The sequence below is a fragment of the Micromonospora sp. NPDC085948 genome (genome assembly GCF_040686315.1).
Classification (GTDB): Bacteria; Actinomycetota; Actinomycetes; order Mycobacteriales; family Micromonosporaceae; genus Micromonospora.
Map to the genome: position 1 here is coordinate 14,947 of NZ_JBFBJW010000024.1, position 16,638 is coordinate 31,584.

The 16,638-nt window shown below is 73.2% G+C and carries 13 protein-coding genes; all 13 read right to left on the reverse strand.

Features of this window, described 5'->3' with window-relative positions; translation table 11 throughout:
• Positions 1-193: 193 nt before the first annotated feature.
• Positions 194-1,570, reverse strand: coding sequence for a ribosome biogenesis GTPase Der (der, locus tag AB0O48_RS33925; protein WP_357255867.1), 1,377 nt, complete (start codon positions 1,568-1,570; stop codon positions 194-196).
• A 76-nt stretch (positions 1,571-1,646) separates the two neighbouring features.
• Positions 1,647-2,327: a (d)CMP kinase gene (gene cmk, locus AB0O48_RS33930; protein ID WP_357255826.1), complete on the reverse strand. Its 681-nt coding sequence runs from the start codon at positions 2,325-2,327 to the stop codon at positions 1,647-1,649.
• A gap of 195 nt (positions 2,328-2,522) precedes the next feature.
• Positions 2,523-3,293: a pseudouridine synthase gene (locus AB0O48_RS33935; protein WP_357255828.1), complete on the reverse strand. Its 771-nt coding sequence runs from the start codon at positions 3,291-3,293 to the stop codon at positions 2,523-2,525.
• Positions 3,280-4,179, reverse strand: a complete 900-nt coding sequence (scpB, locus tag AB0O48_RS33940; RefSeq protein WP_365070010.1) for an SMC-Scp complex subunit ScpB — start codon at positions 4,177-4,179, stop codon at positions 3,280-3,282. The genes AB0O48_RS33935 and scpB overlap by 14 nt, the downstream gene beginning before the upstream one ends.
• A complete protein-coding gene (locus tag AB0O48_RS33945) occupies positions 4,172-5,224 on the reverse strand; it encodes a segregation/condensation protein A (protein ID WP_357255832.1) in 1,053 nt (350 codons plus the stop codon). The genes scpB and AB0O48_RS33945 overlap by 8 nt, the downstream gene beginning before the upstream one ends.
• Positions 5,225-5,265: 41 nt before the next feature.
• On the reverse strand, positions 5,266-6,189 hold the full coding sequence (locus AB0O48_RS33950) for an AAA family ATPase (RefSeq protein ID WP_030487987.1): 924 nt from the start codon (positions 6,187-6,189) through the stop codon (positions 5,266-5,268).
• Between the two features lie 181 nt (positions 6,190-6,370).
• Entirely contained in the window at positions 6,371-7,336 is a 966-nt protein-coding gene (locus AB0O48_RS33955; RefSeq protein ID WP_365070015.1) for a site-specific tyrosine recombinase XerD, read from the reverse strand.
• A 38-nt stretch (positions 7,337-7,374) separates the two neighbouring features.
• Positions 7,375-8,490 carry an alanine dehydrogenase gene (gene ald, locus AB0O48_RS33960; RefSeq protein WP_357255836.1) on the reverse strand — a complete coding sequence of 372 codons (1,116 nt, stop codon included), beginning with the start codon at positions 8,488-8,490 and terminating at the stop codon, positions 7,375-7,377.
• 340 nt (positions 8,491-8,830) lie between these two features.
• Positions 8,831-9,436, reverse strand: coding sequence for an NUDIX hydrolase (locus AB0O48_RS33965; RefSeq protein WP_365070019.1), 606 nt, complete (start codon positions 9,434-9,436; stop codon positions 8,831-8,833).
• Positions 9,433-11,184, reverse strand: coding sequence for a CTP synthase (locus AB0O48_RS33970; RefSeq protein ID WP_365070022.1), 1,752 nt, complete (start codon positions 11,182-11,184; stop codon positions 9,433-9,435). Before AB0O48_RS33970 ends, AB0O48_RS33965 begins: the two co-directional genes overlap by 4 nt.
• A gap of 155 nt (positions 11,185-11,339) precedes the next feature.
• Positions 11,340-13,793, reverse strand: coding sequence for a hypothetical protein (locus tag AB0O48_RS33975; RefSeq protein ID WP_365070025.1), 2,454 nt, complete (start codon positions 13,791-13,793; stop codon positions 11,340-11,342).
• Positions 13,793-14,962 (reverse strand): glycosyltransferase family 4 protein, encoded by a 1,170-nt coding sequence (locus tag AB0O48_RS33980; protein ID WP_357570686.1) that lies wholly within the window; start codon positions 14,960-14,962, stop codon positions 13,793-13,795. The genes AB0O48_RS33975 and AB0O48_RS33980 overlap by 1 nt, the downstream gene beginning before the upstream one ends.
• Entirely contained in the window at positions 14,959-16,638 is a 1,680-nt protein-coding gene (locus AB0O48_RS33985) for a lipid II flippase MurJ (RefSeq protein WP_365070029.1), read from the reverse strand. The genes AB0O48_RS33980 and AB0O48_RS33985 overlap by 4 nt, the downstream gene beginning before the upstream one ends.

Consider the following 16,638-nt stretch of genomic DNA (forward strand, 5'->3'; position numbering starts at 1 on the left):
CCCCGCGCGGTTTCCCCCGCGGCAGCCGGTACAGCTTAGCGCAGCTGCCCCAGGCCCTCCGCACAGGCCCCACCCGCGTTGCGAGGTGACCGAACCACCGCACAACCCCTACAGCGTCCTAGGAGGGTGGGGTGGAAGAAATGCCGGATGGGCGAGTACCACCCATCCGGCATTTCGGGAGAACAAGAACGGGTCAGCCGTGCGCCTTGCCTCGGCCGCCGGGGCCGAGCTTCTTGCGCGGGCGGACCGAGATCTCGATGGGGCTGCCCTCGTACCCGAACTCCTCGCGGAGCTTGCGCTCGACGAAGCGCTGGTAGCCGGCGTCGAGCGGGCCGGTGGTGAAGAGCACGAACCGCGGTGGCGCCACGCCGGCCTGCGTCGCGAACAGGATCCGCGGCGCGCGACCGCCACGCACCGGGTGCGGGGTGGCCTGCACCAGCGCGGTCAACCACTGGTTGAGCTGCGCGGTCGGCACCCGGGTTTCCCAGCTGGCCAGCGCCTTGTTCAGGGCCGGGGCCAGCTTGTCCACGGCACGGCCGGTCATCGCGGACAGGTTCAGGCGGATCGCCCAGGGGATGCGACGCAGTTCCCGGTCGATCTCCTTGTCCAGGTAGTACCGGCGGTCGGCGTCGACCAGGTCCCACTTGTTGAACGCGATGACCATCGCCCGACCGGCTTCGGTGACCATCGACAGGATCCGCTGGTCCTGCTCACTGATCGGCTCGCTGGAGTCCAGCAACACCACGGCCACCTCGGCGGCCTCGATCGCGCCGGCGGTGCGCAGGCTGGCGTAGTACTCGGTGCCGCTGGCCTTACCGACCCGCTTGCGCAGCCCGGCCGTGTCGACCAGTTGCCAGGTCTGACCGCCGATCTCGACCAGGCTGTCCACCGGGTCCACAGTGGTGCCCGCCACCGAGTCGACGACCGCCCGGTCCTCGCCGGAGAACCGGTTGAGCAGGCTCGACTTGCCCACGTTCGGCCGCCCGACAAGTGCCACCCGGCGGGGTCCACGCGGCCGGTTCTCCACGATCGCCGGGGCTTCCGGCAGCGCGGCGAGGATGGCGTCCAGCAGGTCGCCGGAGCCGCGCCCGTGCAGCGCGGAGATCGGGAACGGCTCACCGAGGCCGAGTGACCACAGCGACGTGGCCTCCATCTCGATGGCGGTGTTGTCGGCCTTGTTCGCGATCAGGATCACCGGCTTGGCGCTGCGCCGCAGCATCTTCACCGCGGCCTCGTCCACGTCGGTGGAGCCCACCATCGCGTCGACCACGAAGAGCACCACGTCGGCGGTGACGACGGCGGTCTCGGCCTGCGCCGCGATGGCCGCGGCGCGGTCCTTCGCGTCCGGTTCCCAGCCACCGGTGTCCACCACGGTGAACGCCCGGCCGTTCCACTGCGCGTCGTACGGCACCCGGTCGCGGGTCACGCCCGGGACGTCCTCGACGACCGCCTGCCGGCGGCCGATGATCCGGTTGACAAGTGTCGACTTGCCCACGTTGGGGCGGCCGACCACGGCCACCACCGGCTGCGGGCCGCTCGGTTCCTCGACGGCGACGTCGGGCTCACGCAGCTCGACCCATCCCGCACCCTCGCTCACGCCGCTCCTCCGCTGCGCTCCGGACCGACCTGAGACCCAATCGCGCTACTCATGCCACGCCCCGCTCCGTGAGCAGCTCGCGCAACCGCGCCACGACCTCGTCGATGCCCAGCTCGGTGGTGTCCAGCACCACCGCGTCGGGTGCCTGCGCCAGCGGATTGACCTTGCGGGTCGAGTCGAGCCGATCCCGACGGGCCAGGTCGGCCGCGGTGGCCGCCAGGTCAGCGGCGTCCTCGGCGCTGCGCCGGGCGGCACGGGCCGCCTCGGAGGCGGTCAGGAACACCTTCAGGTCCGCGTCCGGCGCGACGACCGAGCCGATGTCCCGACCCTCGACGACGATCCGGCCAACGTTGGCGATCATCTCGCGCTGCCGGGTGACGAGCAGCTCACGGACAGCCGGCACGGCGGCGACGGCCGAAACCGCGCCGGTCACCTCCGGGCCGCGGATGTCGGCGTCCACGCCCACGCCGTCGACGGTCACGGCGTACCCCTGCGGGTGGGTGCCGATGTGCAGCTTGACGTCGCCGGCGACCTTGGCCACCGACGCGGCGTCGGTGAGGTCCACGCCGGAGCGCAGCACGGCCAACGTGATCGCCCGGTACATCGCTCCGGTGTCCAGGTAGCGCGCACCGATCGCGACGGCGAGCCGCCGCGACACGGTGGACTTACCCGAACCGGACGGCCCGTCCACAGCGACCACACATCGCCTGGCCCGTACGTTTTCCTCCACCGTGTCCTCCTCAGCCCGTACCTCACGGATCGCCCGGTGATCTGGCGCCGCAAGCGGTTGGTCAATCGTCATCAATCATGCCCGCGGTCCGTGGCGGACCCGCGCGCGACGCCGCCGGAGGCGACCCACGCCACCCCGGCGGCCGCGTCCCGGCCGTTGTGGAGCCTACCGGCAGCCGTACCCCGAACCCGGGGGTCAGTCACCCACCGCGGTGAACAGGGCGGCGACCTCGGCGTTCGTCAACCGCCGGATCCGCCCGGTCCGCAGGTCACCGAGCCGGATCGGCCCGATCGAGGTACGCACCAGCCGGGTGACCGGGTGGCCGACCTCCTCCATCAGCCGCCGGACGATGTGCTTGCGCCCCTCGTGCAGGCTCAGCTCCACCTGGGCGGATTTGCCCAGCGTGTCCACCACCTTGAACGAGTCGACCTTGACCGGCCCGTCCTCCAGCTCGACCCCGGCCAGCAACCGCTTGCTTAGGTTGCGCGGGATCGGCCCGACCACCTCCGCGAGGTAGGTCTTCAGCACCTGGTACGAGGGGTGCATGAGCTTGTGCGCGAGCGTGCCGTCGTTGGTGAGCAGCAGCAGGCCCTCGCTGTCCGCGTCGAGCCGCCCGACGTGGTAGACCCGCTGCTCCAGCCGGGCGCCGATGAAGTCGGACAGCTCGTTGCGTCCCTTTTCGTCCGCCATGGTGGTGACCACCCCGCGCGGCTTGTTCATCGCCACGTAGACCAGGCGGACGTCGACCTGGAGGCGCTCGCCGTCCACGTGGATCACGGCGATGGCCGGGTCGACCTTGTCGCCGAGCTTGGCGACCCGCCCGTCCACGGTGACCCGGCGGCGGAAGATCAGGTCCTCGCAGGCACGCCGGGAACCCACGCCGGCGGCGGCGAGCACCTTCTGCAGGCGCTCAGCCCCCTCGAAGACAGGGGCGTCGGGTTTGGGGGAACGGTTATCGGGTCGCATCAGCAAGCTCTTCTACGTCGTCGGGCAGGAAAGGTGCGAGGGGCGGCAGCTCGGCAACGGTGTTCAACCCGAGCTTCTCCAGGAACAACGTGGTGGTCCGGTAGAGGAACGCCCCGCTGTCCGTTTCGGTGCCACACTCCTCGACGAGGCCGCGGGTGACCAGCGTACGGATGACCCCGTCGACGTTCACACCCCGGATGGCTGAGATTCGCGAACGGGTCACCGGCTGCTTGTAGGCGACCACGGCGAGCGTCTCCAACGCCGCCTGGGTCAGCCGTACGGACTGCCCGTCCAACACGAACCGCTCAACGTACGTAGCGTATTCCGGCCGGGTGTACAGCCGCCACCCGCCGGCCGCCCGGCGCAGCTCGAACCCGTACCCGGCGGCGGTGTAGCCGGCGGCGATCTCGTCGAGCATCGGCCCGACCCGTTCGGCGGGCTGCTCCAGCACCTGCGCCAGGACCAGCTCGCTGACCGGCTCGTCGACCACCAGCAGGATCGCTTCCAGGGCGCCGCGCAGCTCACTGTCGGACATGTCGGGCGCAGGCTCCGGCGCGACGGTCACCCGCCGCCGCCCCGCCAGCTGCCGCCGGGGTACGTCCCCAGCGCCCCCCGACTCCCCCGCCGCCGAGCCCGAGGCGTTCGCGCCCGGCTCGTCGGAGATCTTGGAAGGTTCCGGCCCTTGGAGGGGCACTTTCTCTCCAAGATCTTCCTGGTTCGATGGTGGCGCCGCGACGAACTCGTCTGGCTGCTCGATCGACTCGTTCGGCGCGGCTTCGGGGTTGTCGGGGGTGGCTTCGGCGGCGGGCGGGCGCGGGCGGTCCCACGGGGGGACCCAGGCGGCGGCCTGGTCGGCCAGTGAGTCCCGGCGTTGCTCGTCACTCATCCCGCGCACCCTCCGTCATTCCCGTCCCGTCCGGCCCGCCGCTCTCCCCCGCCGACTCAAGCTCAGCCACCGCCAACTCAGGCTCACCCTCCGCCAGGGCAGGCCCAACCCCCACCGGCCCAACCCCCACCGGCTCGGGGGCGGCGCCCGGTGAGCCGGGGTCGGCCGGGGTGCCGGCGTACTCGTCGACGTGCAGCTCGGTGTCGCCGTCGACCGGGCCGGTCCAGCGCACGGTCAACTCCTCCAGGGCCTGTTCCTGCACGAAGGCGACCAGCCCCTCCCGGTACAGCTCCAGCAGCGCCAGGAACCGCGCCACCACCTCCAGGGTGGCCTCGCAGTCCGCGCAGAGCAGGGAGAACGTGGCCGTGCCGGCCCGCCGCAGCCGGGCGGCGAGGATCGCCGCGTGTTCCCGGACACTGACCCGGACCATGTGCACGTGGGCGATGGACACCTCCGGCACCGGTTTCGGGGTCATCGCCTTCACGGCCAGCTTCAGCAGCCGCTGCGGGCCGATGCCGAGGACCAGGTCGGGCAGCGCGTCGGCGTAGCGGGCCTCCAGGCTGACCGCCCGCGGGTACCGGCGGCCACCGACCGACTCCAACTCGGCGATGTACGCCGCCGCCTCCTTGTACGCCTTGTACTGCAGCAGCCGGGCGAACAGCAGGTCCCGGGCCTCCAGCAGGGCGAGGTCCGCCTCGTCCTCCACCTCGGCGGAGGGCAGCAGCCGGGCCGCCTTCAGGTCGAGCAGCGTCGCGGCGATCAGCAGGAACTCGCTGGCCTCGTCCAGGTCCCAGTCGTCGCCCATGGCCCGGATGTAGGCGATGAACTCGTCGGTGACCGTGTGCAGGGCCACCTCGGTGACGTCGAGCTTGTGCTTGCCGATCAGTTGCAGCAGCAGGTCGAACGGGCCGGTGAAGTTGGCCAGCCGCACCGTGAAGCCGGTGGCCGCCGCGGCGGGCAGGTCGGCACCCGGTTCGGCGAGCGGCACACCGTCGACCTCGCCCGGAGCAGCGGTGTCGGGTGGGTCGAGGGGTGGCGCGGTCACCGCACGACCGTAGTCCACGAGGCGGGCACCGGGCGGTCCGGCTACCGCTCCGACTGGGCGGCGATCACCTCGCGGGCCAGCTGACGGTAGTTGCGTGCCCCGGAGGAGGCCGGGTCCATCGTCGTGATGGGGGCACCGGCCACGGTGGACTCGGGGAACTTCACCGTCTTGGTGATGACCGTCTGGTAGACCTTGTCGCCGAACGCCTCCACCACCCGCTGCAACACCTGACGGCAGTGCGTGGTGCGGCTGTCGTACATGGTGGCGAGGATGCCCTCGAGTTCCAGGTCGAAGTTGAGCCGCTCGCGCACCTTGTCGATGGTGTCCAGCAGCAGTGCCACCCCGCGCAGGCTGAAGAACTCGCACTCCAGCGGGATGAGCACCCCGTGCGCCACGGTCAACGCGTTGATCGCCAGCAGGCCGAGCGACGGCTGGCAGTCGATCAGGATGTAGTCGTACTCCTTGCGGACCGTGCGCAGCACCCGCGCCAGGGCCATCTCCCGGGCCACCTCGTTGACGAGCTGGATCTCGGCGGCGGAGAGGTCGATGTTGGCCGGCAGCAGGTGCAGCCCCGCGACGTCGGTCTTGATGACCACGTCCTCGGCGATGATGTCGTCCTGCATGAGCAGGTTGTAGATGGACAGGTCGAGGTTGTGCGGGTTGACGCCCAACCCCACCGAGAGCGCGCCCTGCGGGTCGAAGTCGACCAGCAGCACCTTGCGGCCGTACTCGGCGAGCGCCGCACCCAGGTTGATGGTGGTGGTGGTCTTACCCACGCCACCCTTCTGGTTGGCCATCGCGATGATGCGCGCCGGCCCGTGCCGGTCGGTGGGCATCGGCTCCGGGATGGGCTTGCGCATCGTGTAGGCAGCCGGATCCGCCGGACCGAGGTCCGCGCCGAGCGTGGCCTGCTGCTCGCGGAGCTCCGACGTCCAGGTCTCGGCACGGTCACCGTTGCCAGCCATGTGCTCGTTGCCCCCTCCCGACGACCCCACCCGGCGTCGGAGCCGTCCGACGTCCTTCGCGGCGCCGCTGCGCACCCCGGTCGTGTCGCTCCAGGAGGTCCGCGCCGATGCCGACTGTACGCCACCGACCAGCAGGGGGTTGGGCACCGGCCCGGCGTGTCGGCGCCGACCGCGACCGGGTTCAGTCCCGGGCGCGCGGATGGGCGGTGGCGTACACCTCGCGCAGCCGCTCCACGGTGACAAGTGTGTAGACCTGGGTGGTGGTCACCGACGCGTGGCCGAGCAACTCCTGGACCACCCGGACGTCGGCGCCGCCGTCGAGCAGGTGCGTCGCGTACGAGTGGCGCAGGGTGTGCGGGGAGACGGCTGCGGGCCCGTCGACCGGCAGCCCGGCCCGGCCGGCGGCGGCGCGCAGGATGCCCCAGGCGCCCTGGCGGGTCAGCGCGCCACCGCGGGCGTTGAGGAAGACCGTCGGGGTGCCCCGACCGGTGGCGGCCAGGCCGGGACGGGACCGGACCAGGTAGGCGCGCACGGCGTCGACGGCGTACCCGCCGATCGGCACCAGCCGCACCCGGCCGCCCTTGCCGCGCAGCAGCACGGTGCCCTCGTCGGTGTCGAGGTCGTCCACGGCGGCGCCGACCGCTTCGGAGATCCGCGCGCCGGTGCCGTACAGGAACTCCAGCAGCGCCCGGTCGCGCAGCGCGAGCGGCGCGTCGTCGCCGGCGGCGGTGATCGGGCCGGCGGTCTCCAGCAGCCGGACCACGTCGTCGACCGGTAGTGCCCGGGGCAGCCGGCGCGGTGGGGTGGGCGGGCGCACGTCGCGGCTGGGGTCGGCGCCGGCCAGCCCCTCGCGCAGCGCGAAGCGGTGCAGGCCGCGGACCGCGCTGGCCGCGCGGGCCGCGGAGGAGACGGCGAGGGGCGGGTGCGCGTCGTCGCCCGTGCGCAGCCGGGCCAGGTGCGTCTCGACGAGGCCGGCGCCGACCGACGCGAGGTCGGTGACACCGGCGTCGGCCAGCGTCGTCAGATAGCGGTCCAGATCCCGGCGGTACGAGGTGAGCGTGTTCGCCGACAGTCCACGTTCGACGGTGAGGTGGTCGAGGTAGCCGCGTACGGCACGGCGCAGGGCCGGCGTGGGCTGGGCGCCCACACCGGCCGGGTCCGTGCCGCCGGTCAGCCCGCCACCGCTCAGGCCAGCGCGTCGGTCAGCGGGAGCACGTCCATGCCGTGCGCCTCGGCGACCGGGCCGTAGGTGACCTGGCCGGCGTGGGTGTTCAGGCCCAGCGCCAGCGCCGGGTCGCGGCGCAGCGCCTCCTGCCAGCCGTGGTTGGCCAACTCCAGGGCGTACGGCAGGGTGACGTTGGTCAGCGCGTACGTGCTGGTGTTCGGCACCGCGCCGGGCATGTTCGCGACGCAGTAGAAGATCGACTCGTGCACCTTGTAGACCGGGTCGGCGTGGGTCGTGGGGCGCGAGTCCTCGAAGCAGCCGCCCTGGTCGATGGCGATGTCGACGAGCACACTGCCCGGCTTCATCCGGGAGACCAGCTCGTTGGAGACCAGCGTCGGCGCCTTGGTGCCGGGCACCAGCACCGCGCCGATGACCAGGTCGGCGTCGAGCACGGCCCGCTCGACCTCGTAGGCGTTGGACGCGATGGTCTGCAGGTGGCCCCGGTAGATGGCGTCGGCCGAGCGCAGCCGGGCGACGTTCTTGTCCAGCAGCAGCACCTCGGACTGCAGGCCCAGCGCGATCGCGGCGGCGTTCATGCCGGACACGCCGGCGCCGATGACGACGGTCTTGGCCGCGTACACGCCGGAGACACCGCCGGGCAGCACACCGCGCCCACCGCCGGTGCGCATCATGTAGAAGGCGCCCATCTGCGGGGCGAGCCGGCCGGCGACCTCGGACATCGGGGCGAGCAGCGGCAGCGACCGGTCCGGCAGCTCGACCGTCTCGTACGCGATGCCGGTCACCTTGCGGTCGATCAGCGCGTCGGTGCACTCCTTGGAGGCGGCCAGGTGCAGGTAGGTGAAGAGCACCTGCCCCTCGCGCATCCGGTGGTACTCCTCGGCGATCGGCTCCTTGACCTTGAGCACCAGCTCGGCGGTCTCCCACACCTCGTCGGCGGTGGCGAGGATCGTCGCGCCGGCGGCGGTGAACTCCTCGTCGGTGATGCTGGAGCCGACCCCCGCACCGGCCTCGACGAAGACCTGGTGACCACTGCGGGTGAACTCGTTGACGCCCGCTGGCGTGATCGCCACGCGGTACTCGTGGTTCTTGACCTCGCGTGGGATTCCGACCTTCACGATGCAGACACCTCTCTTCGGGGCTGCTCTCCCCCGACTGCTCGGTGCCGCGGTCGCCCCTTTGCCACCACGGTCCACCGGTCCCGCCGGCGGCAGTCTAGGCGCGCCCGGTGCCGCCGTGAGCCAGCACAGTGGCATCCGGTGCCCGGGTGTCCTGACGGAGTGTCAGGGCACGCGGGCGGATTCGCCGGTGCGCGGTCGCCTCCGCCGCCGGGACGGGGTTCGACCATTATCGCCCCATCTGCCGCATGCCGCTGAGGACAGCCGGCAAGGGGCCCCGCGGTTGACCGCCGGGCCCCTTCGCGCGTACTCCCTCGCCGGGGTGGACCGGCGGCGTCGCTCAGCGGGGCAGCGGCGCGTCCGCCCGGCGCAGCGCCGCCCAGCCGGTGTCCCGGGCGCGGGCCGCGGCCAGCAGCCCGGCCACCGCGGACGCGTTGGTGATCTCACCGGCCAGGACCATGGCCACCGCCTCGTCCAGATCGATCCGGACGACCTGGAGGTCGGCCTCCTCGTCGCGGCGCTCGTGCCGCTCGTCGGCCGGCACCTCGGCGAGATCCCGGGCCAGGAAGACCCGCACCAACTCGTTGGTGAACCCGGGTGAGCTGTGCAGGTCGACGAGCACGTCGACCTGCCCGGCGGTGAGGTCGGCCTCCTCGGCCAGCTCCCGCAACGCGGCGGCCGGCAACTCCTCGCCGGAGACGTCCATCAACCCGGCCGGCAGCTCCCACAGGTGCCGGCCGACCGGGTGCCGGTACTGCCGGATCAGCACCACCTGGCCGACGTCGTCGAGCGCCACCACGGCCACCGCCCCGACGTGCCGGACGAGGTCACGCACCCCCGTCCCGCCGCCGGGCATGGTCACCTCCTCGGTGACCACGTCGAAGATCCGCCCCCGGTACCGCTCCTCGCGCGAGCGCACCTCGTAGCGGTGCTCAAGGTTGCTCACGAGGTGGACGCCGCCTTCGTCGCGGCGCCGTTGCGGGCGGCCTTGCGCGTCGTCGGGGCCTCCGCCGCCGCGTCCAGGTCGACCGGCAGTTGGTCGGCCTGCGAGTACGTCACCGCGGCCTTGACGAACGAGGCGAACAGCGGGTGCGGGCGGGTGGGTCGGCTCTTCAGCTCCGGGTGCGCCTGGGTGGCCACGAAGAACGGGTGCAGGCTGCGGTCCAGCTCGACGAACTCGACCAGCCGACCGTCCGGCGACGTGCCGGAGATGTGCAGGCCCGCCTTGGTCAGCGCGTCCCGGTAGGCGTTGTTCACCTCGTAGCGGTGCCGGTGCCGCTCGCTGATCTCGGTGCTGCCGTACGCCTCGGCGACGATCGAGCCCTCGGTCAACGTCGCCGGGTACGCCCCGAGGCGCATGGTGCCGCCCAGGTCACCCTTGCCGGCGACGATGTCCTCCTGGTCGGCCATGGTGGCGATGACCGGGTGCGCGGCCTGCTCGTCGAACTCCAACGAGTTGGCGCCGTCCAGCCCGGCCAGGTGCCGGGCCACCTCGATGGTCATGCACTGCAGGCCGAGGCAGAGGCCGAGCAGCGGGATGCCGGTCTCGCGGGCGTACCGGGCGGTGCCGATCTTGCCCTCGATGCCGCGCACGCCGAAGCCGCCGGGGATGAGGATGCCGTCCACGCCGGCCAACGCCGCGGCGGCGCCGGCCGGGGTGACGCACTCGTCGCTGGGCACCCAGCGCAGCTGCACCCGGGCCCGGTGACCGAACCCGGCCGCGCGGATCGCCTCGCTGACCGACAGGTACGCGTCGGGCAGGTCGACGTACTTGCCGACCACCGCGACGGTGACCGTGTGCCGGGGGCGGTGCACCCGCTCCAGCAGGTCGTCCCAGCTGGCCCAGTCCACGTCGCGGAACGAGAGCCCGAGCCGGCGCACCACGTACGCGTCGAGCCCCTCGCGGTGCAGCACCTTCGGGATGTCGTAGATGCTCGGGGCGTCCGGGGCGGCGACGACCGCCTCGGTGTCCACGTCGCAGTACAGCGACAGCTTCTCCTTGAGCTTCACCGGGATCTCCCGGTCGCAGCGCAGCACGATCGCGTCCGGCTGGATGCCGATGTTGCGCAGCTGCGCCACCGAGTGCTGGGTCGGCTTGGTCTTCAGCTCACCCGAGGGCGCCAGGTAGGGCACCAGCGAGACGTGCAGGTAGAAGCAGTTGTCCCGGCCCAGGTCGTGGCGGACCTGACGGATCGCCTCCAGAAACGGCAGCGACTCGATGTCGCCGACGGTGCCGCCGACCTCGGTGATCACCACGTCGGGAAGCTGGCCGTCCTCGTCCGGGTCCGCCATCGCCAGGATCCGCGACTTGATCTCGTTGGTGATGTGCGGGATGACCTGGACGGTGTCGCCCAGGTATTCCCCGCGCCGCTCCTTGGCGATCACGTCGGAGTAGATCTGGCCGGTGGTGACGTTCGCCTTGCCGGACAACGCCCGGTCCAGGAAGCGCTCGTAGTGCCCGACGTCGAGGTCGGTCTCGGCGCCGTCCTCGGTGACGAAGACCTCACCGTGCTGGAACGGGTTCATCGTCCCGGGGTCGACGTTCAGGTAGGGGTCGAGCTTCTGCATCACCACCCGCAACCCGCGCGCGGTCAGCAGGTTGCCGAGGCTGGAGGCGGTGAGGCCCTTACCCAGCGAGGAGGCGACGCCCCCGGTGACGAAAATGTGCCTGGTCGTCCGTGCTGATGGGGCCAAGGCCTGCTCCCGTGTCGTCTGTCGCGGTCATGGCAGACCGCCGTGCTTGATCAGCAAAAGTGATCACGCGATCCACGGGATTCGACGGTAACACCTCCCGGGCGGGTACCCGCAGGCCGCACCCCGGCTGCGACACCACCGGGTCGTGCGGGCGCTCAGGACGCGGCAACCTCGGTCGATGACCGGTTGACCTGTCGGGGCGGCACGGGCACCGTCGAGGCGGTCTCCGGAGTCGTCCCGCCCCGGGTCGGCCCCGCCGGCTCGTCGGAGTCGACGGAGGAGTCGTCGGCGTCGGCCGAGGGGTCCGCGGAGTCGGCCGAGGGCTCGTCGGCGTCGGTCACAGGGCCGTCCGGTGTCGCCGGCGGTGCGCCCGCGGGCGGTCCGCTGATCGGACGGGGATGGACCGCGCCCAGCGGCCCGCCACCCCCGGTCGGGCCGTCACCGTCACCGACCGGACCGACCCCGCCGGACCCCGGGTCGCCGGCGCCGTCCGCGCGGGAGCGACCCGGCAGCGGGCGGGTCCGGTCGGCGGCATGTCCGAGGACCCGCAACGACGCCAGGGCCGCCATCGGCACCACCAGCGCGGCGGCAGCACCCAGCACGTCGAGTGCCGCGCCGTCGAGCACACCACCGAGCACGGCGGCGACCACGGTGCCGGCCATCGCGGCCCGGACCGCCGGGTAGATGCCGAACAACCGCATCAGCCCACCCCACGGCTGCAACAGGGCGAACCACACCAGCAACCCACCCACCAACGCCAGCACGGTCAGCGGGCTGTTGACCAACGTCTCGAAATTCTCCGTGCTGGACCGGTGCACGGTGAACCCGCCGGTGCCGTCGCCGAGCGCGGAGAGGAACCTGCCCAGGCTGCCCCGCTCGGCCGCCGAACGCCGCAGGTCCACCACCGCGAACCCGATACCGACCGCCAGGGCGGCCATCGCGGCCCAGGCCAACCGGCTGACCGTCAACCAGCCACCGGCGCTGATCACGGCGGCGACGCTCACCCCGGCGGTGAGGGCGATCGCGCCGACCGGGTCGGCGCCCAGGAACGGGCTGCCCACCACCACCACGGCCAGGCCACCCACGGTCACCATCACCGCGGGCCGCCAACCCCGGTGCAGCCGCTGGGCGAACCAGCCTCCGGTGAGCAACGCCCCGGCGAGGAAGACGCCCAGCCCCACGGTGCTCAGCCCGGCGTACCGGCCACCCTGCAACGCGGAGTAGCCGACCACGCCGTTGAGCTGCAGTCGGGCCCCGGTGAGCACGTCCAGCCCGACGACGAGAGTGGTGAGGCCGGCCACCGCACCGAGGGGGCCGAGGGTGCTCGCGTACCCGGGCACGAACCGGACCGCCGTAGTGCCGGCGGCCACCAGCAGCCCGGTGATCCCGGCGAACAACCAGCCGGGGTGATCACCCCGCCACCAGGGCACCGCGTCGGCCAGCAGCGCCGCCGGCACCGTCAACGCCACGGCGACCAGCAGCAACTCCGCCACCGCCACGACCCGCCCGGAGACCGCGGTCGGGCCGGTCGGCCCGGCGTGCGGGCGGGCACGGCGCAGCAGCGGCAGGACCGCCAGCGCCAGCAGCACCTGCACACCGGCGAGCAGCGTGAAGAACCGACCGGAGACGGTCCGCTGGGCGGCCGCCTCCCGATCGGCGTTCGCCGGGGCGCTGATCGCGTCAGCGAGGTCGGCCGGACGACCACCGGTGCTGACCGCCGGCCGGCCGAGGAAGAGCCGTTCCGGCATCGGCCGGCCCAACGCGGCGAGGGCGGTCGGCGCGAGGTCGACAAGTTGCAGGTAGCCGTCGCGGCCGGTGCTGGCCGAAGTGAGCCACCCCCGCTCCCAGCCCGGACCGTCGGCGACCGCCACGTGCAGCCGCGACGGCTGGGCGGTGTCGGAGATCCCCGCGACCAGCACCAACGACCGTGGTGGGCGCGCCGCCAGCACCCGGGCCAACTGGGCGTCCGCCGCTCGGGCCTGCCCGGCGCGCGACGCCGGGTCGGTCCCCTCGACCGTGCCGAGGTCGACGATGCTCAGCACGCACGAGCCGAGCAGCACCCGCGGATCGGCCGGCAACGCCGAGGCGTACCTGTCGACGCGGCCGAACGGTCGGGCGGCCGCCACGGCCGCGCCCGGACCCACGGCGACGGAACAGCGGACCGACTCCGACAGCGAACCGGGCATGGCACCCCAGGACAGGCGCTGCTGGTTGTACTGCACCACGCTCTCCTGGTCGGGCAGGTTCGCGCCGATGCCGTCGGGTTGGTCCACGGCCACCCCGGCCGGCGGGCAGCCGTCGGGCGGCCGGCTGCCGTTCCATCCGGCGAAGCTGCCCGCGCCCAGGGTCAGCCAACCGTCCACCGGGCAGGTGGGTCGGTGCGCGGAACGCACCGACAGCGATCCGATCGACCCGTCCTGGGCCATCCGCCACAACGTCGGGGTGCTCTGCGGATCGACGTCCTCCCAGCGCAGCCCGGCGATCCCGGCGAGCACCACGAAGTCGGCGGTGCGTTGCGGGGCGCTCCGCGGTGGGCGGGCGGCCAGCGCGGTGACGCCGAGCGCCACCACGAGCACGGTCAACAGGGCAGGGGCGATTCGGCGCAGCATCACCGGTGTCCCGTTCTCGGGGCGTCGGAGTCGGGGGTGGCCGCCGGACCGGTGGATTGCCCGGTCAGCTCGGCGTACAGGGCGGCCAGCGTGGCGACAGTGTCCGTCTCGGTCGGCCACGTCGCCGCCCGCCCGGCGCCCCGCCGGCCCAGCTCGGCCCGCGCGGCCGGGTCGTCCAGCAGCGCACGCACCGCCGCGTCGACCGCGTCCACGTCGCCGGCGGGAACCAGCGTGGCGGCGTCGCCGACCAGCTCCGGCAGGCCGCCGACCGCGGTGGCGACCAGCGGTACGCCGGCGCGCAGCGCCTCCTGGGCGAACAGCTGCCGGGCCTCCCAGTCGCTGGTCACCACCGCGAGGTCGGCGCCGGCGAGCAGGTCGGCCACGTCGGTGCGGTGCCCCAGCAGGGTCACCGGTGCGCGGGCCGCGGAGGTCCGCGCGGCCAGCGGCAGATACGCCGGCCCACTGCCCGCGATCACCACGACCGGCGGTGGGGTACGCGTGCGCCAGCGGGCAGCCGCGTCGATCAGCACGTCGTAGCGCTTCTGCGGGTGCAACCGGCCCACCGAGACGATCAACGGCTGGTCCGGCCGTACGCCGAACTCGGCGCGGACCGCCGCCGGGCGTCGGCGCGGCGGGGGAAGCGTCGGGGCGGCGACCGGGGCGAGTCGGGCATCGGTGGCGCCCAGCGCGGCGGCCCGGCGCACCAGATCCGTGGAGGCGCCCAACGCCACCCGTGCGCTGCGGGCCACCACTCGTTCCGCGAGGCGGGACATCCCACCCCGCAGTCCGCCGGAGAGCACCGCGTTGTGCCAGGTCACGATCAGCGGGGCGGCGGGACGGGCCAGCACGGCGACCAGCCCGGCCCGCAGTCCGTGCGCGTGGACCACGTCGACGCCGGCGGCGGAGAGCACCCGCCGCAGGGTCAGCACCGCACGGGCGTCGGCCGGAGTCGGGCTGGCCGGGATCTCCACCGGCTCGAACCGCGCACCCACACCGGCGAAGTCGAACTGCTCCTGGGTGGCGGCCGGCCCGCAGACCAGAACGGTCGCGCCGCCGGCGACGAGACCGCGGGCCGCCGAACGGACGTGCTGGCCGACCCCGCCGGTGCTGGACGCGAGCACCAACGCGACGCTGCCCGACCAACCGGCAGGCTGAGGTGGCTCAGTCATCGCGCTGCCGTCTCCTTCCCGTCGCCCCGCTGCGGGGAGACCGGCGTCGGCCCGCCGCCCCGTGGCCCCCGCCGACCCAGACGCCGCAGCACCCCGGCGAGCAGCGGCTGCACGTCTCGCCGGTCGACGAACCAGACCACAGCGAGGAACACCGCCCCGACCAGAACCCCGGACAGCATGCCCTGACCGAGTGCCGCCGCCGTCGTCGGGGTGCCGCCGCCCGGTGTGTCGAGCCAGCGGGTGAGGCCCAGCCCGGCGAGCGCGGCGAGCACCCCGGCGAGGCCACCGGCCGCCCCGGCACGGGCCGCGCCGGCCAGCGCCGGACGGCCGGCGCTGCGCCCCACCGCCAGGAGCAGCAGCGCACCGAGGACCAGCATCCCCACCGAGTTCGCGGACGTCACCGCGAGCACCCGGTCGGCGGTGGGGAGCAGCGCCGTCAACGGCAGCGCCACGGCCGGAACGACCAGCCAGCCGAGGGTGATCGCCACCGTCGCCGAGCGGGTGTCGCCGCGGGCGTACAGCGCGCGGGACAGCACCGCGAACAACCCGTAGCCGAGCAGCCCCGGCGCGAACCCGCTGATGGCCGCCGCGGTGGACGCCGGGTTGTCCGGGTAGAAGAGGGCGGCGATCGGCTGCGCGGTGCCGACCAACGCCGCGACGCCCAGGCAACTGAAGAGCAGCACGCCCCGCACCGCGCCGGAGAGGGTCCGTCGATAACCGTCCTCGTCCCCGGCGGCGCTGGCGGTGGCCAGGGTGGGATAGGAGGCCACCGCCAACGGCACGGCGAGGACCGCCCACGGCAGCAGGTAGATCGCCTGGGCCAGGTTGAACACCTGCGGGGAACCGGTGGGTCCCCCGGAGACCCGGTTCAGCACCACCAGGAGCGCGATCTGCTGTGCGGCCACCGTCACCGCACCGGCCGTGGCGAGCCCGCCGACCCGCTCCCGCGCGTCAGGGGTGAAGGCGTACCCGAAGCGGGGCCGCACCCGCAGCCGCCGCAGCGGGATCAGCAGCGAGAGCGACAGCACGACCACGCCCAGGGTGGTGCCGCCGGAGAGGAGCAGTTCGCCGCTGCGGCCGACCTGGGCCACGGACATGCCCCGCCCCTGAGCGGCGCCGAAGGCCACGTAGACGACCACCACGGTGAGGCTGGACAGCAGCGGCGCGATGACGGGCCAGGCGAAGCGTCGATGTGCCTGCAGGACGCCGGTGAGCACGATGCCGATCCCGTAGAGCGGCAACTGCGGGGCGAACACGCGCAGCATCCGCGCGCCGGCGGCGAGTTCGGCCGCCGATCGTCCCTCACTGATCAGCGAGATGATCGGGTCGGCGAACAGGACGACGAGCACGGCGAGGGGAACCAGCAGGCTCACCGTCCAGGTGAGCAGGGCGCCGGTGGTCGCCGCCACCGTCCGCCGGTCGTCCGCCGCGACCGCCCCGGCGAGCAGTGGCACGACCAGGCTGGCCAACGCCCCGCCCGCGACGATCTCGAAGACGATGTTCGGCACCGTGTTGGCGATGACGTACATGCCGCCGAGGTCGCTCTGCTCGACCACCCAGGTGAACACGGCGGTGCGGCCGAAGCCGGCGAGGCGGCTGGCCACGGTGAGGACGGCGATGAGCGCGGCTGCCCCGGCCAACCGGCCGGCGCCGGCGAGGGGTACCGGTCTGCTCAC